This window comes from Sphingopyxis sp. (assembly GCF_051861155.1).
Lineage (GTDB): Bacteria > Pseudomonadota > Alphaproteobacteria > Sphingomonadales > Sphingomonadaceae > Sphingopyxis.
In genome coordinates this window covers 294,833-313,422 of record NZ_JBHYDE010000004.1, presented here as the reverse complement: position 1 = coordinate 313,422, position 18,590 = coordinate 294,833, and the positions used below count along the sequence as shown (strand labels likewise).

Annotated in this window: 18 protein-coding genes; 7 read left to right on the top strand and 11 right to left on the bottom strand. The window is 65.4% G+C overall.

All coding sequences use genetic code 11. The features are described 5' to 3' along the window. Window positions 1–49 precede the first annotated feature (49 nt). Genes ACTIFP_RS09650 through mddA form a run of 4 tightly spaced genes read left to right on the top strand, consistent with a single transcriptional unit; the run spans window position 50 to window position 2,848 of the window. The gene (locus tag ACTIFP_RS09650; RefSeq protein WP_439568571.1) at window positions 50–1,195 is read left to right on the top strand and encodes an aminotransferase class V-fold PLP-dependent enzyme; all 1,146 of its coding nucleotides are present in this window, start codon (window positions 50–52) and stop codon (window positions 1,193–1,195) included. Beyond that, complete coding sequence (locus ACTIFP_RS09645; RefSeq protein ID WP_439568500.1) at window positions 1,192–1,674, top strand: SUF system Fe-S cluster assembly protein; 483 nt, start codon at window positions 1,192–1,194, stop codon at window positions 1,672–1,674. Before ACTIFP_RS09650 ends, ACTIFP_RS09645 begins: the two co-directional genes overlap by 4 nt. Beyond that, window positions 1,674–2,045, top strand: coding sequence for a HesB/IscA family protein (locus ACTIFP_RS09640; RefSeq protein ID WP_439568499.1), 372 nt, complete (start codon window positions 1,674–1,676; stop codon window positions 2,043–2,045). The genes ACTIFP_RS09645 and ACTIFP_RS09640 overlap by 1 nt, the downstream gene beginning before the upstream one ends. 53 nt (window positions 2,046–2,098) lie before the next feature. Next, entirely contained in the window at window positions 2,099–2,848 is a 750-nt protein-coding gene (gene mddA / locus ACTIFP_RS09635) for a methanethiol S-methyltransferase (protein WP_439568498.1), read from the top strand. On the opposite strand, the gene ACTIFP_RS09630 is transcribed toward mddA, so the two are convergent. The 3 genes from ACTIFP_RS09630 to ACTIFP_RS09620 form a co-directional block, all read right to left on the bottom strand. Then, window positions 2,845–3,561, bottom strand: a complete 717-nt coding sequence (locus ACTIFP_RS09630; RefSeq protein WP_439568497.1) for an extensin-like domain-containing protein — start codon at window positions 3,559–3,561, stop codon at window positions 2,845–2,847. The two genes, mddA and ACTIFP_RS09630, sit on opposite strands and share 4 nt — an antisense overlap. A gap of 52 nt (window positions 3,562–3,613) precedes the next feature. Further along, window positions 3,614–4,999 (bottom strand): cation:proton antiporter, encoded by a 1,386-nt coding sequence (locus ACTIFP_RS09625; RefSeq protein ID WP_439568496.1) that lies wholly within the window; start codon window positions 4,997–4,999, stop codon window positions 3,614–3,616. A gap of 160 nt (window positions 5,000–5,159) precedes the next feature. Next, a complete protein-coding gene (locus tag ACTIFP_RS09620) occupies window positions 5,160–6,554 on the bottom strand; it encodes a cytochrome P450 (RefSeq protein WP_439568495.1) in 1,395 nt (464 codons plus the stop codon). Window positions 6,555–6,726: 172 nt separating this feature from the next. Here ACTIFP_RS09620 and ACTIFP_RS09615 point away from each other — a divergent pair, with 172 nt between their 5' ends. Next, window positions 6,727–7,731 carry a hypothetical protein gene (locus ACTIFP_RS09615; RefSeq protein WP_439568494.1) on the top strand — a complete coding sequence of 335 codons (1,005 nt, stop codon included), beginning with the start codon at window positions 6,727–6,729 and terminating at the stop codon, window positions 7,729–7,731. Here the strand turns inward: ACTIFP_RS09615 and ACTIFP_RS09610 are convergent. The 8 genes from ACTIFP_RS09610 to ACTIFP_RS09575 form a co-directional block, all read right to left on the bottom strand. Further along, window positions 7,728–9,065, bottom strand: coding sequence for a dicarboxylate/amino acid:cation symporter (locus ACTIFP_RS09610; RefSeq protein ID WP_439568493.1), 1,338 nt, complete (start codon window positions 9,063–9,065; stop codon window positions 7,728–7,730). The genes ACTIFP_RS09615 and ACTIFP_RS09610 overlap by 4 nt on opposite strands. A 47-nt stretch (window positions 9,066–9,112) precedes the next feature. Continuing rightward, on the bottom strand, window positions 9,113–10,465 hold the full coding sequence (locus ACTIFP_RS09605; RefSeq protein WP_439568492.1) for a dicarboxylate/amino acid:cation symporter: 1,353 nt from the start codon (window positions 10,463–10,465) through the stop codon (window positions 9,113–9,115). A 101-nt stretch (window positions 10,466–10,566) separates the two neighbouring features. After that, a complete protein-coding gene (locus ACTIFP_RS09600) occupies window positions 10,567–12,345 on the bottom strand; it encodes an SLC13 family permease (RefSeq protein ID WP_439568491.1) in 1,779 nt (592 codons plus the stop codon). A gap of 10 nt (window positions 12,346–12,355) precedes the next feature. Continuing rightward, on the bottom strand, window positions 12,356–13,432 hold the full coding sequence (aroC, locus tag ACTIFP_RS09595; protein WP_439568490.1) for a chorismate synthase: 1,077 nt from the start codon (window positions 13,430–13,432) through the stop codon (window positions 12,356–12,358). A gap of 4 nt (window positions 13,433–13,436) precedes the next feature. Beyond that, window positions 13,437–13,967, bottom strand: a complete 531-nt coding sequence (locus tag ACTIFP_RS09590; RefSeq protein ID WP_439568489.1) for a GNAT family N-acetyltransferase — start codon at window positions 13,965–13,967, stop codon at window positions 13,437–13,439. Continuing rightward, window positions 13,960–14,787, bottom strand: a complete 828-nt coding sequence (gene fabI / locus ACTIFP_RS09585; RefSeq protein ID WP_439568488.1) for an enoyl-ACP reductase FabI — start codon at window positions 14,785–14,787, stop codon at window positions 13,960–13,962. Before fabI ends, ACTIFP_RS09590 begins: the two co-directional genes overlap by 8 nt. Continuing rightward, a complete protein-coding gene (locus ACTIFP_RS09580) occupies window positions 14,784–15,869 on the bottom strand; it encodes a YihY/virulence factor BrkB family protein (protein ID WP_439568487.1) in 1,086 nt (361 codons plus the stop codon). Before ACTIFP_RS09580 ends, fabI begins: the two co-directional genes overlap by 4 nt. 3 nt (window positions 15,870–15,872) lie before the next feature. Further along, window positions 15,873–16,808: a DnaJ C-terminal domain-containing protein gene (locus ACTIFP_RS09575; protein WP_439568486.1), complete on the bottom strand. Its 936-nt coding sequence runs from the start codon at window positions 16,806–16,808 to the stop codon at window positions 15,873–15,875. Window positions 16,809–16,933: 125 nt separating this feature from the next. Between ACTIFP_RS09575 and pdxH the strand changes: the two genes are divergently transcribed. Further along, window positions 16,934–17,512: a pyridoxamine 5'-phosphate oxidase gene (pdxH, locus tag ACTIFP_RS09570; RefSeq protein WP_439568485.1), complete on the top strand. Its 579-nt coding sequence runs from the start codon at window positions 16,934–16,936 to the stop codon at window positions 17,510–17,512. Beyond that, a complete protein-coding gene (locus tag ACTIFP_RS09565) occupies window positions 17,509–18,330 on the top strand; it encodes a PhzF family phenazine biosynthesis protein (protein ID WP_439568484.1) in 822 nt (273 codons plus the stop codon). Before pdxH ends, ACTIFP_RS09565 begins: the two co-directional genes overlap by 4 nt. Window positions 18,331–18,590 lie beyond the last annotated feature (260 nt).

Sequence of the window (18,590 nt, the reverse complement as noted above, 5' to 3'; positions counted from 1 at the left end):
ACGTGAAGTCGGGCGCCAACGTGTCTCGACTACGCTCGACACAAACGGGATCAGGGATCAGTTCCCCGGCCTGACCCCCGCCTGGCACTATCTCGACACCGCCGCCACTGCGCAAAAACCACAGACCGTCATCGACGCAACCATCAACGCGATGGGCCGCGACTATGCGACCGTCCACCGCGGCGTCTATGCGCGATCGGCCGACATGACGCTGGCCTATGAAGCCGCACGGCGGCGGATCGCGGCGTTTATCGGCGCGCGCGAGGAGCAATGCGTGTTCGTGCGCGGCGCGACCGAGGCGATCAACCTGGTCGCATACTCGCATCCCCGCAAAGGCCGCGTGCTGCTGTCGGTGCTCGAGCATCACAGCAATATCGTGCCGTGGCAGCTTGCGGGCTGGCAGGTCGATGTCTGCCCGCTGACCGCCGACGGCTGCATCGACCTCGACGCCGCCGAAAAGCTGCTGACCCCCGACCATGATATGGTCGCCTTCGCGCATGTCTCGAACGTGCTGGGCAGCCCCCTCGACGTGACGCGAGCGGCGGAACTGGCGCACCGCGTCGGCGCCGAACTGCTGATCGACGGCTGCCAGGCGGTGCCGCGTCTGCCGGTCGATGTAACCGCGCTGGGCTGCGATTATTATGTCTTCTCGGGGCACAAGCTTTACGGCCCCACCGGCGTCGGGGTGCTGTGGAGCGACAAGCTCGATGCGCTGCCGCCTTGGCAGGGCGGCGGATCGATGATCGATCGCGTGACTTTTGCGCAGACCACCTATGCCCCCGCCCCGACGCGGTTCGAGGCGGGGACGCCTGCCATCATCGAGGCGATCGGGCTTGCCGCCGCCGTTGATTATGTCGAAGCGATCGGGATCGATGCGATCCACGCGCATGAATGCGCGCTGGTCGGCACGCTGCGCGACGCGCTGGCGCGCAAGAACAGCATCACCTTGTTCGGCCCCGAAAACAGCGCCGGAATCGTCAGCTTTTCGATGGCGGGGGTTCATCCGCACGACATCGGCACTATCTTGGACGAAAGCGGGGTCGCGATCCGCGCCGGGCACCATTGCGCACAGCCGCTGATGGAAGATCTGGGCGTAACTGCGACCGCGCGCGCGAGTTTTGGCGTTTACAGCAATGACGACGATGTGGCGGCGCTGATCGACGGCCTGTCGCGCGTCGAGAGGATTTTCGGATGAGCGAGGACCGGATGATCAAGGTTGAAGAAGTCACGAGCGTCGAGGCGCCGCCGAAAGCGCGCGTCGAGGATGTCGAGACCGCACCGGAAACGATGGGCGAAAAGCTGGAGCGCAAGCGCGACTATCTGGAAGGTTTTCTGGCGGCCAAGCCCGTGGCGGTCGATCCGCATGGCGTTGGCGGCGATCTGTACGAGGCCGTCGTCAGTGCGCTCAAGGATATCTACGACCCCGAAATCCCGGTGAACATCTATGACCTAGGCCTGATCTACAATGTCGAGATCGACGAGGGCCACGCGGTCGTGACGATGACGCTGACGACGCCGCATTGCCCGGTCGCCGAATCGATGCCCGCCGAAGTCGAACTGCGCGTCGGCGCGGTTCCCGGGGTCGGCGATGCCGAGGTCAATCTGGTCTGGGATCCGCCCTGGTCGCCCGCGAATATGAGCGACGAAGCGCGATTAGAGCTGGGAATGTTGTGATGACCGAAACCAAAACACCCGACAAACCGAGAGCGGCCCGCCCAGCCGCGGTCACGCTGACCACCAACGCCGAAGCGCGCGTCGCCGCACTCATGGCGGCCGCGCCCGAGGGGGCGATCGGGGTCAAGCTGTCGACCCCGCGCCGCGGCTGCTCCGGGCTCGCTTACTCGGTCGACTATGTCACCGAAGAGCAAAGGTTCGACGAAAAAATCGAAACCCCCGGCGGCGTGTTCTACATCGACGGCGCGTCGGTGCTCTACCTGATCGGCAGCGTCATGGACTGGGTCGAGGATGACTTCGCCGCGGGCTTCGTGTTCGAGAATCCGAATGCCAAGGGCGCGTGCGGCTGCGGCGAGAGCTTCACCGTCTAACGCGCTTTTCCGGGCCGAATATGCTATACCTCCCGCTTCAGGGGAGGTTTGCCATGACGCGCATTTTCTACCTGCTGTACGCCGCAATCGCTTATGCGATTTTCCTTGCGGTATTTCTGTATCTTGTCGCCTTTGTCGGCAATCTGCCGGGCGCGCCGCTGACTGTCGATCGCGGCCCCGTGGCGCTGGTTGCCAACGCGCTGCCGGTCAATGTCGCGCTGATCGCATTGTTCGGATTGCAACATAGCGTGATGGCGCGGCCCGCGTTCAAGGCGGTGTGGAAACGCTACGTGCCGCCACCGATCGAGCGCAGCACCTATGTGATGATGACGAACCTGGTGCTCGTCATCCTGTTCCTCGGCTGGCATCCGATGACCGCGCCGGTGTGGACCGTCGAGCATCCGGTCGGCGCGGCGATCCTGTGGGGGCTGTTCGGTCTCGGCTGGGCGATCGTGCTCGTCAGCACCTTCCTGATCAACCATTTCGAACTGTTCGGGCTGCAACAGGCCTGGTTCGCGTGGCGCGCCCGAACCGCCGCGATACCCGCGCTGCACCAGCCGCTGTTCTACAAGCTGGTTCGCCATCCGCTCTACGCCGGATTTTTTCTCGCTTTCTGGGGAACCCCCGCGATGACCGCGGGTCACCTGCTGCTCGCGGCCGGCCTGTCGATCTATATGCTGATCGCGATCCGGCTGGAGGAGCGCAATCTGATCGACACCTTCGGCCCCGATTACGTCGCCTATCGTGAAACCACCCCGATGCTGGTGCCGGGTTTGGGCGGCAGCGACCCGCGCACGGACTAGCGGCACACCGACCAGCCGGCCGTTCGATCCGCCATGTCGAAATGGAAATGGTCGGCGTGCGCCTGATTATAATCGGGTGACAACACCGTGCTGAACAGGTCGCATGATCCGTCGCGGACCTCGTGCAGAAATTCGCGCCGGACGTCGGCATCGTCCCAGTCGTTGATCAGCGCAATGCGCGTCCCGTCGGCCAGGATGAAAGCCGAGATGTCGATCGCATTGGCGGTCGAATGCTGGCTCTGCGCCTGCTGCCCCGCGATCTTGCGGCAGTTGTAGCTGCCCAGATTTTCGAGCGCGACGACCCGTTGCCCGAAATGCTTCTGCGCCAGCGGCTGCACGACATCGCGATTCCACAGCGCCATCGCGACGGTCACCGCGCAGCCCGGCGCGGCGTTGGCCGGGCGCGTCGTCGGTACGAATTTGTCGCCGGTCAGCACCATCCGCTGACTCGCGCGGCAAGCACCGGTGCCGACCACCGGGCGCCGTTCATACCCCGCCCCGGCGCGGTTGAGCGCCGCGAAGCACGCCGCATCATCGTCCGCCAGCGCCACCAGTTTGCGATGCGTCGCCCATCCCTGCGGATGCGCGATCTCGAACGGCGCGGTCGGGATATGCTCGGGATGGTCGCGCACCCACTGCATCCCCCGGATCGCGCCAAGGGTCAGCAGCACCGCGATACCCAGCCAGATCAGATAGGGTCGGACGCTTTTCATGCGCCCCTATTGGAGCGCCGCGCCGCGCAGCACAATGACAGAGGTCGGCCGGTCAGGCGGGCCGGACTTTGAGCGCCTCGCCGTGTTGATCTTCGCTGCCAAGCGCGCCCAGCGCGCCTGCCGCGCGCGCCTTGCGGCCATAGACGATTTCGAACAGCGGCCCCGCCATCACCGTGGTGACAATCGCCATCAGCACCATGATCGCAAACAAGGTCGGCCCGATGATCCCCTTTTGCAGCCCGATGTTGATGATGATCAGCTCCATCAGCCCGCGCGCGTTCATCAGCGCGCCGATGCCCAGCGCGGTGCGATTATCCTCGCCCGCCAGCCGCGCCGCCAGCCAGCATGCGCCAAACTTCGCCGCGATCGATACCAGCAGGATGCCGAGCGCGATCGCCAGCAGCGACAGGCTGTTCACCGTGCTGAGCTGGGTGTTCAATCCCGAGTAAGTGAAAAATACCGGAACCAGCAGGATCGTGATCGGCCCGACCTTGCGCTTGATCTCTTCGGTCAGCTTGCCGCGCGGCATGCAGACGCCCAGAATGAAGCCACCGAACACTGCGTGAATGCCCGCAGCGTCCATCACAAAAGCGCAGAGGGCAAAGAGCATAAGCACGATCGACAGCATCGTGTCGCTCATCTCGCCCCGCGCCTCGACCGCGCGGCCCAGCGGGATCAGCAGCCGACGCCCGAAAAAATACATGAACGCTGCAAAACCCAGCCCGCCGACGATCGCCAGCAAGGCAATGCCGGGACCGCCGCCAAAGGTCGCGAGCACGATCGCCAGCACGCACCACGACACCGCGTCGTCGAAGGCACCGGCGGTCAGCGTCAGCGTTCCCAGCGACGTGTTCGCGAGCCCGCGTTCATTGATGATCCGTGCCAGCATCGGAAAGGCGGTGAGCGCGATGCACGCGCCCATGAACAAAGTCGCGCTGCCCTGCCCCAGTCCGTCGGCAAACAGGCCGGGGATGTCGAGCAGGAAGGGCGTAATCAGCGCGGCAAACAGGAAGGGCGCGACGATGCCCGCCACCGACACGCCGACCGCGCTTTTCGCCTTCGACTGGAAATGGTCGAGCCGCAGCGTCGTGCCGACCAGGAACATGTAGAGCCCGACCCCGACCTGCGCGCAAACATACAGGATGTTGCGCGTTTCCTTGGGAAAGAGTGCCGCCTGAAGGTCCGGGAAGAACAGCCCGAACAGCGATGGTCCGAGCAGCACGCCGGCGATCATTTCGCCGACGACTTGCGGCTGGCCCAGGAATTTTTTCGCGGCCCAGCCGACGACGCGGCAGACCAGCAGGATGACCGCAATCTGCAGGAAGAAGTGGATGCTATAGTCGGTCGGGGTATAGCTTTGCGCGGCGTTCACCGCGGGACCGTGCGCGCCCAGCACGTCGCCGATCGTGCGCCACGGTTCGTCCAGCATGTCGATCATCGCTCACCCTCCCGCAGCGCCGAGTCGTTGCCCGCCTGCTGCCCTTCACTTGTCCCAGCACCATCGATGCGGAGCAATCGGGCATACGTATAACGAAATGTGAACGCTCACAATATCGGAAACGGGCTGCGGAACAGAAAATGGGCAGGAAAGGGGCCGGTCAGGCGAGTGGGACGAAGCTGACCATCAGCCCGTCCTTCGGGCGCGGGATCGGCAGTACCTGCCATTTGGGTTCGTAGCCGGGCGCCACGACGATGCGGTGCGTGGTGATGACATGGTGGAAAAAGATCTTCGCCTGCATATACGCAAAATGCAGGCCCAGGCACATATGCGCGCCGCCGCCGAACGGTACCCAAGCATATTTGTGCCGCTCGCGCGCGACTTCGGGCGAAAAGCGCATCGGGTCGAACTTGTCGGGTTCTGGCCAATGCTCCTCCATCATGTGCGTGAAGGCGGGGCTGACCCCGACCGACGTACCCGCGGGGATGCGATAGCCGCCATATTCGAAATCCTTGAGCGCGCGGCGCGGGAAACTGGGCACGGGGGGCACCAGCCGCAGCGATTCCTTGAACGCCCATTCGGTCATTTCCAGCTCGCCCAGGCTGTTGTGTCCGACACCTTCGCCCGCCGGCGACACGGCCAACATTTCCTCGCGTAGCTTGTTCTGCCATTCGGGATGCTTGGCGAGCATCCACACCATCGAGGTGATCGAGCTGGTGATCGTGTCGTGCGCCGCCATCATCAGGAAGTTCATGTGATCGACGATCGCCTCGGCGCTCAGATAGTCGCCATTGTCATCGCGGGCGCGGCAGATCTGGCTGAAAATATCCTCGCCCGTCCCCTCGCGCCGCTCGGCCACCATGCGGCCGAAATAATCGACCAGATAGGCGCGGCCCTTGGCGCCGCGTCCCATCGCGGTGAACGGCATCGGCACCCGGACGACGCCGATCGACGCCTGCACCATATCGACAAAGGCCTTGTTCACCTTGTCGGCTTCGGGACCGAAAGGAATGCCAAGAAAGCTGGTCGCGGCCAGATCGAGCGTCAGTTTCTTGATCGCTGCATAAAATTGGAACGTCTTGCCGCTCCACGACGCGACGCGATCCTTGATCCCGTCGTTCAGCGCATCGGCATAATGGCGCATCGGTTCGGGCTTGAACGCAATCGACAGCACCTTGCGGTCGGCGCGATGCTTTTCGAAATCCATCAGCATCAGCCCGCGCGGGAACAGCAGGTTGAGCACCGGGCCCCAGCCCTGTTCGGACGAGAAGATTTTCTCGCGATCGAACATCACCAATTCATTCGCTTCGGGACCATGCAGCGCGACGCTGCGCCCGCCAAAACTGTTGTTGCGATAGACGCGGCCGTATTTGGCGACCATCCGCTTCGTGAAACCGCGATAATCGCCCAGCTGTTCGAGCGTGTTGCCGATCACCGGATAGCCATCCTCACCGGGAATATGGTCGAGCACATGGTCGGGATTGCGCGGCAGCCAGTGCTGCGTTTCGGGGCCAAAACGGGCTTCGGGCCATTTGATATTGGTCGGCGCGTTCATCGGGTCAGATCCTCGTCCGTGCTGCTGTGTTGGCGAACGTAACGGACTACTGACACTGATGCAAGTAAGCCTTGCGGATCGGCAGGACACTATTCACCGCAAATTCAACTCGACTCGTACAGCTTTGCGGCCAGGATGACCGGTCCGCGCGGACCCGACGAAGGAATGGCTCATGCCCTCACTTGTGAAACGCCCGCTGTCCATCGCACTCGGCGCGATCGCGACGACGACGCTCGGTGGCTGCTATTATGGCGACGTCTATGGCACCAGCTACGCATCGGGCGGCGATTGCGCCGCGCGCTATGGCAGCGCCTATTACGACTATGACGGCTATGCCTATGACGACGGCTATGGTTACGACTGTTACGACGCGTCGGATTACGGCGGCGGCTTCGTCAACATCGGCTTTGGCGGCGGCTGGTACGATGATTATTATTACCCGGGCTACGGCCTGTGGATGTTCGACAATTATCGCAACCGCTACCCGCTGCGCGACCGCTATCTGAACTATTGGGGCGGTCGCCGCGCCTGGTGGAAACATCATGGCGGGCGCGGCGACGGCCAGCCGGGCCGCCCCGGCGGCTGGGACCGCGACCGCGACGGTCGTCCCGGCGACGGTCGTCCGGGCCGCCCGGGCGGCTGGAATCGCGGCGACCGCGACAATGACGGGCCGCGCGGGACGCGGCCGGGACGCGGCGACGGCAACCCGGCTACCCCGCCCGCGGCAGGCTCGCCCGGACGCCCCGATGGCGGCGACGGCCGACCGGGTCGCCCCGGTGGCTGGAATCGCGGCGATGGCAATCCCGACGGTTCGCGCGGCGCGCGGCCGGGTCGCCCCGACTGGCGAGCCGATCGGCCGCGCCCGGTCCCGCAGGGCGACGGCGACGCACGCCCGATCCGCAACCGTCCCGCGCCGGGCGAGATGAACGCGCCGCCGCGAACCGGTTCGGAAATCCGGCGCACCCCGCGTTTCGAGCGCCCCGCCCCGTCGGTGACACCCGATCGCGCGCCGCGCTTCGAGCGCCCCGCTCCTTCGGCGGCGCCCGATCGCGCCCCACGCGCCGAGCAGCCCGCCCCGTCGTTTCGCCCGCCGCCCGCCGCGGCGCCCGAACCCCGTCCGGCGCCGGTCGAACGGATCGGCCGCCCCGAAACCCCGATCGGCGCGCGCGAAGACTAAGGACCGGCGGGCGCCGCCGGATCAACCGTCCGCTCGTCCGCCACCCCCGCCGACACCACCGTCGCGGCGACCAGATCGCCGATGACGTTCAGCGTCGTGCGGCACATGTCGAGAAAACGGTCGACGCCCAGAATCAACCCGATGCCTTCGGGCGGGATGCCGACCGACGCCAGGATCAGCGCGATCACCGGCAATGATCCCGCCGGCACCCCGGCGGTGCCGACGCCGCCCAGAATGCAGATCAGCATCACGAAAATCTGCTGCGTCAGCGTCAGGTCGATGCCGAAAAACTGGGCGAGGAAGATCACCGTCACGCCCTCGAACATCGCGGTGCCGTTCTGGTTCGCGGTCGCGCCGATGGTCAGCACGAACCGCGCGACGCGGTCGGGCAGATGCAGCCGGTCGTGCGCGACGCGCAGCGCGGTCGGCAAGGTCGCGTTCGACGATGCGGTGGCAAAGGCCATGACAAAGGCCTCCTGCGTCTCGCGGAAAAAGGCGACCGGCGATTTTCGCGCCAGCGTCTTGAGCAGGATCGGGAACACCACGAACATCTGAAGCGCGAGCGCGAGCAGCACGACCCCGACAAAGGCCGACAACCGGATGATCAGATCCCAGCCGAACTGCGCCGCCAGGTTGAACATGAAACAAAAGATCGCGATCGGCGCGAGCTGGATGACGAGCCCGATCAGCTTCATCGCCACCGCGAACACGCCCTCGACCACCGACTTCAGCGCCGCGGCCTGCGGCGTTCTGACCAGCATCAGCCCGGCGCCAAAGAACAGCGCGAAGAACATCACCGCCAACACATCGTTGGCGCTCATCGCGGCAAAGAAATTGTCGGGAACGATCGCGACAACGGCGTCCATCCCGGTCTTCGCTTCGCCCGCGCGCTCGGTGATCGCCCTCGCGCCCTCAGCACCTTCGGCGATCAGGCCGCGCGCCAGCGCCGGATCGACCCCCGCCCCCGGTTGCAGCAGGTTGACGACGAGCAGGCTGACCGCGACCGAAATCGCCGAAACGATCACGGTATAGACAAGCGTGCGCACGCCGATCGACTTCAGCGCGCGCATCTCGCCCATGTCGGCGACCCCGACGATCAGCGCCGACACCAGCAGCGGGATGACCAGCATGAACAGCAGGCGCAGGAAAATCTGGCCGAGCGGCCCGGTGACATAGGTGGTAACCGCCACGACCCAAGGCGCGTCGGGGGCGCCATAATGGGCCGCCAGCCCGATAATCAGCCCGGCGAGAAAACCCAGCAGCATGCGCCATCGCAGCCGCCGCGCGCGCAATGCGTCCCGGTCTGCTTCGTCAATCGCGGCGGCTTCGGCCATGGCTCAGCTCCTTGCTCGCCCCCATGGGAACGGCGCGAAGCTGCGGTTTACGCCTTGTCGGCCGCGGGCTTGTTTTCGCCGTCTCCGTTATCATCACGAAGATCGAGCCCGCGGGTTCCATGATGCGGCGTATGCGCCGGGGCATGCGGCCGTTCGGCATCGGCGGGTTCGGGCACTTCGAGCATGCCTTCCCACTTGGTGATGACGCTGGTCGCCACCGCATTGCCGACCACATTGGTCGCGGTGCGGCCCATGTCGAGGAACTGGTCGATCGCCAGGATGATCGCGACACCCTCGACCGGCAGGCCGAACTGCGCCAGCGTGCCGGTGATCACGACCAGGCTGGCGCGCGGCACCGCGGCGATGCCTTTCGAACTGATCATCAGCGTCAGCAGGATCAGGATCTGGGTGCTGATCGACAGATCGATTCCATAGGCCTGCGCGATAAAGATCGTCGCAAAGCTCATATACATCATCGAACCGTCGAGGTTGAAGCTGTATCCCAAGGGCAGCATGAAGCCCGAAATGCGGCGCGGCACGCCGAAACGGTCGAGCTGTTCGAACATCTTGGGCAGCGCCGCTTCCGACGAGGCGGTCGAAAAGGCGATGAGCAGCGGCTCGCGGATATAGCGGATCAGCATCCAGATGCGCTGGCGCAGGAACGCCCAGCCCATCGTCAGCAGGATCGCCCACAGCAGCACCAGCGAGATGTAAAATTCGACAAGCAGTTCGAAATAGGTCGCGAGGATCCCGAGGCCGCTTTTCGCAACGACATTGGCGATCGCGCCGAACACCGCAAACGGCGCGAAACGCATCACATAGCCGGTAATCTGCAACATCATTTCGGCGAGCGCGTCGGCGCCGCGCACCAGCGCGGAACCCTTTTCGCCGATCGCCGACAGGGCGACCCCGGCAAAGATCGAAAAGACCAGGATTTGCAGGATGTTGTTCGCCGCCAGCGCCTCCAGCGCATTTTTGGGGAAGATCGACAGGGTGAATTCCCACGCGTCGAGCTTCTTGACCTCGCCCACCAGCTTCGCCGCTTCCGCGGCGTCGGGGATCGGCGCGCCGATACCCGGCTGGAACAGATTGACCATCAGCAGGCCCAGCGCGATCGAGATGAAGCTGGCGGTGATGAACCAGATAATCGCGCGCGTCCCGATACGCCCGAGCGCGGTGCTGTCGCCCATATTGGCGATGCCGACGACGATCGTCGACAGCACCAGCGGCGCGACGAGCAGCTTGATGAGGTTGAGGAAGATGTCGGACAGCAGCTTGAACGTCTTGGTCAGATATTCGAACCACGGATTGTCCGCGGGCAGGCCGATGTGCACGGCGTAGCCGACGACCACCCCGAGCGCCATGCCCGCCAATATATACCAAGTCAGCTTGCGGTCCATGCGGCCGTCCCCCGTTGAATTTTCAATGTTCGGCCCGCTTTGACCAGGCCAATTTGCCGTCCCTTTGAGCCGCCGCAGCGCGCAGCGTCAAGGGCGCTGGATCAGCTACTCCACAATGCCAGCGCCGCGCAGCCCGCAATCCCGGTCAGGATGTTGAGCGGCACGCCGATGCGGACGAAATCGACGAAGCGATAATGGCCCGCGGCATGGACCAGCGCGTTGGTCTGATACCCCACCGGGGTCGCGAAACACGCCGATGCCCCCAGCATCAGCGCGATCAGCAGCGGGTGCGGGTCCATCCCCGCGACCGGCGCGATGGCGATCACCAGCGGCGCCATCAGCGCCGCCACCGCGTTGTTGCTGAGCAGTTCCGACAGGATCAGCGCGGTGAAATAGACGATTCCGATCACCACCCATGGCGCCGAAATGGCGAGCAGCGGTTCGACCGCGCCGACCATCAGCGCCACCGACCCCGCCTGATCGAGCGCCGAGCCGACCGCGAGCATGGCAAAGATCAGGATCAGCACATCGCCGTCGATGCTGCCCCACGCTTCGGCCGCGTCGATGCAGCGGGTGAGCAGGATGACCGCGACCGCGATGAACGCGGCGGCGCCGATCGAAATCACGTCGGCGGCCGAAAACAGCACGACCGCCGCCATTGCCGCGATCGCGATCCACGCGCGGCGACGGCGAAAGGCGGTGGCGGTCGCCGACGCCAGCCCGATCAGCGCGCTGTTGCTGCGCAATTGTTCGATATTGGCGGCATCGGCCTCGACCAGCAGGCGGTCGGCGGCGCGGATGCGCGTCTCGCCCAGCGTCGGCCCGGGCAAATGGCGCAGCCGCGATACCCCCATCAACGCGACGCGCTGGCGCTGCAGAAACGGAATTTCGCTGAACGGACGCCCGATCGCGCGGTGGCTTGGCGCAATCGCGACCTCCACCACCGCGGTCGCCTCGCCCGCCGGTTCGCCGATGCCGATCGCGAACCGGCCTTCTTCGCGCAAGGTCATCAACGCGGTCGCATCGAGCCGCGCGACGATCCGGTGCCCCGCTTCGAGCCGCGCGCCGCGCGCGTCGCGCCCGGTCAACGTACGGCCGTTGGCGATCAGCCCGATCCGCGATGCCGCCGGGATGCCCAGCGCCGCGTCGCCATAGGCTTGCCCGATCGCCGGATCGTCCCACGCCAGCAGCAGCTCGGTCAGATATTGCTCGCCGGTCTCGTCGATCCCCGGCTGGCTCGGCGGATAGTCCGACGGCAACAGGCGGGACATCACCAGCAGACCGGCGATCCCCGCCGCCGCCACCGCAAGGCCGTAAGGGGTGATCGAAAACAGCCCGAACGGTTCGAGCCCGGCCTTTTCGGCAAAGCCCGCGACGACCAGATTGGTCGAGGTGCCGATCAGCGTCAGGCACCCGCCCAGCACCGCGACCACCGACAACGGCATCAGCAATTTCTTCGGCGACACCCCCAGCGCTTCGGCCAGCCGGAAACACACCGGGATCAGCACCACGACGACCGGGGTGTTGTTGAGGAAGGCCGAGGCGACGAGCGCACCACCGAACACTTCGATCACCGCCAGCCGCGGATAGCGCGCCGCGCGTTCGACGACATATTGCCCGACACGGTCGATCACGCCGGTGCGGATCAGCGCCCCCGACAGGATGAACATCGCCCCGACGGTCAGCGGCGCGCTGTTCGAAAACACTGCGAACGCAGCCTTTTCATCGAGCATGCCGAGCGCGATCATCGTGGCGGCCCCGGCGACCGCGACGACCGACGGCGGAAAGCGTTCGGTCAGAAAGGCCGCAAACATCGCGGCAAGCACGATCAGGCCAAGGATCGCCTGATGCGCGGCGACAAAATCGGCCAGCATTGTCACCGCGAAAATCTCACCCGCATTGCGCGCGGTGGAGCAATTTGTGGTCGGCGAGCACCAGCGCCATCATCGCCTCGACCACCGGGGCGCCGCGGATGCCGACGCACGGATCGTGGCGGCCCTTGGTGACGATGTCGGCGGCCTCGCCCGCCTTGTTGATCGTCGGCACCGGCGTGAGGATCGAGCTGGTCGGTTTGAACGCGACGCGGACGACGACCGGCTGGCCGATCGAAATGCCGCCTGCAATTCCGCCTGCGTTGTTCGAGAGGAAATCGGGGCGGTTGCTGCCGTCGGTTGCCGGGCGCATCGGATCGGCATTTTCCTCGCCGCGCAGCCGCGCCGCGTGGAAACCGGCGCCGATCTCGACGCCCTTGACGGCGTTGATCCCCATCATCGCGGCGGCCAGGTCGCTGTCGAGCTTGGCATAGATCGGCGCGCCCCAACCCGCGGGCACCCCACTCGCGGCGCATTCGATCACCGCGCCAAGCGAGCTTCCCGCCTTGCGCGCGGCATCCATCAGCCCTTCCCAGCGCTGCGCCGCGGCGGGATCGGGACAGAAAAAGGGATTGCGATCAATTTCTTCGAGGTCGAAGTTCGCAGGATCGATCGCATCGCCGCCGATTTCGGCCACCCACGCATGGATCTGCACCTCGGGGATGACCAGCCGCGCGACGCCGCCCGCCGCAACGCGCGCCGCGGTCTCGCGCGCGCTCGACCGTCCCCCTCCCCGGTAATCGCGGATGCCATATTTGGCGTCATAGGCGTAGTCGGCGTGGCCGGGGCGATAGGCCTGCGCGATCTCGCCATAATCCTTCGAACGCTGGTCGACATTGTCGATCATCAGGCTGATCGGGGTGCCGGTGGTTTTACCCTCGAACACCCCCGACAGGATACGCACCTGATCGGGTTCCTGCCGCTGCGTCGTGTGGCGCGACTGGCCCGGGCGGCGTTTGTCGAGATAGGGCTGGATGTCGGCTTCGGACAGCGACAGGCGCGGCGGACAGCCATCGACGACGGCGCCGAGCGCGGGGCCGTGGCTTTCCCCCCAAGTGGTGAAGCGAAGGACGCGTCCGAAGCTGTTGAAACTCATTGCCCTATCCCATCCGGCCGAATGCGGGTGCGTAATCCGCCCGTCCGCCTAGCGGCCAAGGCGCGCCCGAGTCCAGCATCATCGCCATGAAATGCGGCCCGGCAAAGGGCGAAGCAAAGCGCGCGGCGAGTTCGGGCGAATAGCCGAAACGCGGGTAATATGCCGCGTGGCCGAGGACGAAACTGATCGCGCAGCCCTGTTCCCGCAGTGCAGCGAGACCGGCACGGATCAGCGCGTCACCGATGCCTTGCCCCTGTCGCTCCGGAACGACCGACACCGGCGCCAGGCCGGCGGCGGGAATCGCGGCGCCATCGGCCGCGACGTCCATCCGGCTGAACAGCATATGCCCGGCGATTTCGTCGCCTTGCGTCGCCACCAGCGACACCAGCGTGTCGCCGTCCGCCTCGATCATCCGCACCAGCTCGGCTTCGCCCTGATAGCCATATTCGGTCGCAGCAAAGGCGGCGCGAATGACCGCGTCGATGGCATCGGCATCCGCCGCCGTCGCGGCGCGGATGCCGAAAGCCTCAGACAAGCGCGATGTCCGGCGCGTCTTCCTGTTTCATGCCGACGGTGTGGTAACCCGCATCGACATGATGCGTTTCGCCGGTAACCCCCGACGCCAGATCGCTGAGCAGGTACAGCGCCGAGCCGCCGACGTCGTCGATCGTGACGTTGCGGCGCAGCGGCGCATTATGCTCGTTCCATTTCAGGATCAGGCGGAAATCGCCGATCCCCGATGCGGCGAGTGTCTTGATCGGCCCCGCCGAAATCGCGTTCACGCGCACCCCCTGCGGGCCGTAATCATTGGCGAGATATTTGACGCTGGTTTCGAGCGCCGACTTGGCGACACCCATGACGTTGTAGTGCGGGATCACCTTTTCGGCGCCATAATAGCTGAGCGTCAGCAGCGAGCCGCCGCCGTTGCCGGTTTCCGGGTCGAACGGCGTCATCATCGACGCGGCGCGCTTTGCCACTGCGGTAAAGCTGTACACGCTGATGTTCATCGTCATCAGGAAATCGTCGAGCGTCACATCGGCATAATGGCCGCGCAGCGCTTCCTTGTTGGTATAGCCGATTGCGTGGACGACAAAATCGATCGTCGGCCAGCGCGCCGACAGCGTCGCGAACGCCGCATCCAGATTGTCCATGTCGGCAACATCGCAATCGATCAGGAAATCGCAGCCGAGCTCGTCGGCGAGCGGCTTCACCCGCTTGAGCATCACATCGCCCTGATACGAAATCGCCAGCTCCGCACCATGCGCGTGCAGTGCCTTGGCGATGCCCCACGCCAGCGACTTGTCGTTGGCAAGCCCCATGATCAACCCGCGCTTGCCCGTCATCAGACCCGTCATTTTATTTCTCCGGCCTTTTTGGCTTCAAACATTACATCGTCGATGCGCCCAATAGCGTCATGGCCCAAATCCTCAACCTCGACGAGCGCGGCGTTCAGTTCGGCGCCCATCACCATACCCAATCCGACGAGGTAGAAAAAGAACAGCGCGACCATCACCCCCGCCAGGCTGCCATAGGTCGCATCATAGCTGAGCAGGCTGGCGAGCAGCGGCGGCAACGCGAGCGTCACGCCGATCCACCATAGGGTGGTGAACAGCGCACCCGGCCATTTCGGGCATTGCTTCAGCCGCCGGTATTTCGACGGCGTCAGGCTGTAGAACAGCATATAGATGGCAAGGAACAGCCCGAGCCCCGACACCCCGCGCGAAATCGCGACGACGCCGACCGCCTGATATTGTTCGGGCAGCACGCGGCTGACAAATTGTTCGACCCCGACGATCAGCACCTGCATGCTGAACGACAACAGCATCAGCACCACGGCCCCGGTGATGATGCCGATCGACAGCAGCCGATAATGGAAGAACCCCTTGCTGAAATGCGTGCCATAGGCGCGGCGCAGAATGTCGCGCACCGTTTCGATCAGGCTGCCGACGGTCCACAGCGCGACGAGCGCGCCGAGCCACAGGAAAATGCCGGTGCGCGCGGTCATCACTTCGCGGATCGGCCCCGCCAGCGCGCTCGCGACCGACGGCGGCATGGTCGAAAACACCGCCTCGATCGCCGCCTCACCCCCGACACTGCCGCCGATCAGCGAAAAGGCGGCGGCGAGCAGGATGAAGAAGGGAAAGAGCGCGATCAGCGCCAGATAGGCGAGATTGCCGGCGTGGATGAAGCCGTCAGTATAGGTGCCGACGACGACGCGGCGGACGATATGAAACGCCCGCGTCCCGGGACCAAGCCGTTCGCGGCCGCGATCGATGATCCCCTGCGCCCGCGCGCGCAGCTTGATCCGCTTGGCGCGTTCGGCGCGCGCTTCGGGCGAATGCGGCGAATGACCCTCGGCCAGAAACTCTTTGCCGACCTCTTCGGCGACCTGTTTGGCCAGGGCATCCGCCGCCTTTTGATCGCTCGCTTCGGTCACGCCTTACACGCCAAGATCGGCCCGCACCGCGCGCGGATCGGTCCATCCGGCGAGCAGCGCGACCAGCGCATCGTCGTCGGCGGGCAGGTCGATCATCAACCGCACGAGCTGATCGCCGCGTTCGCCGCCCTTCTGGCTGAACCCCCTGCCCTTCAGCCGCATGACCTTGCCCGACGTCGATCCCGCCGGGATCGACAGCATCACCGGGCCGTCGACGGTCGGCACCTTGACCTTGGCGCCCTTGACCGCCTCGTTCAGCGTCACCGGCAGGTCGAGACGGATATTGGCACCTTCGCGCACGAAGAACGGATGATCCTTCACCGTGATCGTCACGATGCCGTCGCCGGTGCCGCCCGGCCCCGCCTGCCCCTTGCCGGCGAGGCGCATTTGGGTGCCGGTTTCGACCCCGGCGGGCAATTTCAGATCTATCGTGCCGCCATCGGCGAGCGAAATGCGCTGCGGCGCCTGCGTCGCGGCATCGACGAACGACACCGCGAGGCGATAGGCGACGTTGGCGCCCTTTTGCGGCGGCGCGCTGCGCCCGCCGAAGCCGCCGAACCCGCCGCCCGCCGCGGCGCCACCGCCGCGCCCGAACAGGCCTTCGAAAATGTCGCCGAAATCGGCGCCCTCGTTGCCGAAACCGCTGAAGCCGCCCGGCCCGGTCCGCTGATCGCCGCGAAAACCGCCGCCCCCGCCATAGCCGAACGGCATCGCCGGATTGCCGTCGCCGTCGATCTCGCCGCGATCGAACTGCGCGCGCTTGGTCTTGTCGGACAGGATGTCATACGCCCGCGTGACCTCGGAGAATTTCTCCGACGCCTTGGGATTGTCCTTGTTCTTGTCGGGGTGCAATTCCTTGGCGAGCTTGCGATAGGCGGACTTCACCTCCGCTTCGCTCGCGCCCTTTGCGACGCCCAGGATGGAATAGGGATCTGCCATGTTGTTCCTGTAGCCCGATAAATGATGGGCCGGGAAGGCCCGATTGCGCGTCGATGTGGTAATGTGTCGCCAAACGGTCAAGTTCCGCCTTTCGCGTCATCGCGCGCCGCATTATGACCGGGCGGATGAGCGATGACCCCTTTGCCCTGTTTGACGACTGGTTCGCCGACGCACGCGCCAGCGAGCCCAACGACGCCAACGCGATGGCGCTTGCGACGACGACCACCAATGGTCACCCGTCGCTCCGCATGGTGTTGCTGAAGGGGCACGGCCCCGACGGCTTCGTCTTCTACACCAATCTCGACAGCCGCAAGGGCGGCGAGCTGGCGGCGAACCCGCATGTCGCGCTGCTGTTTCACTGGAAATCGCTGCGGCGACAGATCCGCATCGAAGGGCCGGTGAGCCCGGTCGACGACGCGACCGCCGACGCCTATTTCGCGACCCGCGGCCGCGACAGCCAGCTCGGCGCCTGGGCGAGCGACCAGTCGCGCCCGCTGGCCGATCGTGCGACGTTCGAGGCGCGTTTTGCCGACATGCAGGCGCGGTTCGACCGACAGGACGTGCCACGTCCGCCGCGCTGGTCGGGGTGGCGGGTGACCCCCGCCGCGATCGAATTCTGGCAGGACCGCGCGCACCGGCTGCACGAACGCATCCTGTTCACCCGCACCGGCGATAGCTGGTCGAGCGGGATGCTCTACCCATGAGCGCGGCGCGGCGGCTACCGATCAGCCAGGTCGATGCCTTTGCCGATCGCGCCTTCACCGGCAACCCCGCCGCGGTGATGCCGCTCGAGGAATGGCTGGGCGATGGCGTGCTGCAGGCGATCGCTGCCGAAAACAACCTCGCCGAAACCGCCTTCCTGATCCCCGATGAAAGCGGCGAGGCCGATTATGAGCTGCGCTGGTTCACCCCGACGGTCGAGGTCGCGCTGTGCGGCCATGCGACGCTGGCGAGCGGGCATGTGCTGCTGTCGGCGGCGCCCTGGCGGCAGGAGATGCGCTTTCGCACCCGCAAGGCCGGAATCTTGCAGGTCGCGCGAAATGGCGATGACGAGGGCTATCGGATGGCGCTGCCCGCTTATCCGCCCGCGCCAAAGGAAATGCCCGACATCGTCCGCGCGCTAGGCGGCGATCCCGTCGAAACGCAGTGGCATCCGGGCGGCTATGCGATCATCGCCTATTGCGATGCGGCGAGCGTCCGCGCGCTGACCCCCGATTTCCGCGCGCTCAAGGACGGCGGCGATGTGCTTTATATCGCGACCGCGCCCGGCGACGGCGACCCGTCGGGCGCCGATGTCGTCAGCCGTTGCTTCGCGCCGGGCGCCGGGATCGACGAGGATCCGGTGACCGGATCGGCGCATAGCGTGCTCACCCCCTATTGGGCGGCACGGCTGGGGCGCGATGCTTTCGCGGCGTATCAGGCAAGCGCGCGCGGCGGCCATGTCGGTTGCCGCCTCGACGGCGACATGGTCGAACTGACCGGTCGCTGCGTCACGACGCTGGTCGGCGACTTCCTGCTGTAAGGCGAAACTTCGGTCGGCTTTCGACCGGTTACCGTCATTCCCGCGAAGGCGGGGATGACAAAGTTAGGTAAAAACGGCAGCTCCCTACCCCAAAACCGACGCCCCCTAAAATAGGCCTTTCCTACTATTTTCCGCTATGCCAGCATCCACCCATGCTCTTTCATTGGGTGGATAAAGCGGTCACTGCCCGGCTGGCGCCAGATCGGGTGCACAGCGCGCGCGTCCAGCGCCTCGCGAGACCCAAATCGGCGGCGCATAGG

Bases quoted from the DNA above. Each gene is read 5' to 3' on its own strand.
- ACTIFP_RS09645 (WP_439568500.1), top strand. From the start codon at position 1,192: ATGAGCGAGGACCGGATGATCAAGGTTGAAGAAGTCACGAGCGTCGAG.
- ACTIFP_RS09640 (WP_439568499.1), top strand. From the start codon at position 1,674: ATGACCGAAACCAAAACACCCGACAAACCGAGAGCGGCCCGCCCAGCC.
- mddA (WP_439568498.1), top strand. From the start codon at position 2,099: ATGACGCGCATTTTCTACCTGCTGTACGCCGCAATCGCTTATGCGATT.
- ACTIFP_RS09630 (WP_439568497.1), bottom strand. From the start codon at position 3,561: ATGAAAAGCGTCCGACCCTATCTGATCTGGCTGGGTATCGCGGTGCTG.
- ACTIFP_RS09625 (WP_439568496.1), bottom strand. From the start codon at position 4,999: ATGATCGACATGCTGGACGAACCGTGGCGCACGATCGGCGACGTGCTG.
- ACTIFP_RS09620 (WP_439568495.1), bottom strand. From the start codon at position 6,554: ATGAACGCGCCGACCAATATCAAATGGCCCGAAGCCCGTTTTGGCCCC.
- ACTIFP_RS09615 (WP_439568494.1), top strand. From the start codon at position 6,727: ATGCCCTCACTTGTGAAACGCCCGCTGTCCATCGCACTCGGCGCGATC.
- ACTIFP_RS09610 (WP_439568493.1), bottom strand. From the start codon at position 9,065: ATGGCCGAAGCCGCCGCGATTGACGAAGCAGACCGGGACGCATTGCGC.
- ACTIFP_RS09605 (WP_439568492.1), bottom strand. From the start codon at position 10,465: ATGGACCGCAAGCTGACTTGGTATATATTGGCGGGCATGGCGCTCGGG.
- aroC (WP_439568490.1), bottom strand. From the start codon at position 13,432: ATGAGTTTCAACAGCTTCGGACGCGTCCTTCGCTTCACCACTTGGGGG.
- fabI (WP_439568488.1), bottom strand. From the start codon at position 14,787: ATGACGGGTCTGATGACGGGCAAGCGCGGGTTGATCATGGGGCTTGCC.
- ACTIFP_RS09575 (WP_439568486.1), bottom strand. From the start codon at position 16,808: ATGGCAGATCCCTATTCCATCCTGGGCGTCGCAAAGGGCGCGAGCGAA.
- pdxH (WP_439568485.1), top strand. From the start codon at position 16,934: ATGAGCGATGACCCCTTTGCCCTGTTTGACGACTGGTTCGCCGACGCA.
- ACTIFP_RS09565 (WP_439568484.1), top strand. From the start codon at position 17,509: ATGAGCGCGGCGCGGCGGCTACCGATCAGCCAGGTCGATGCCTTTGCC.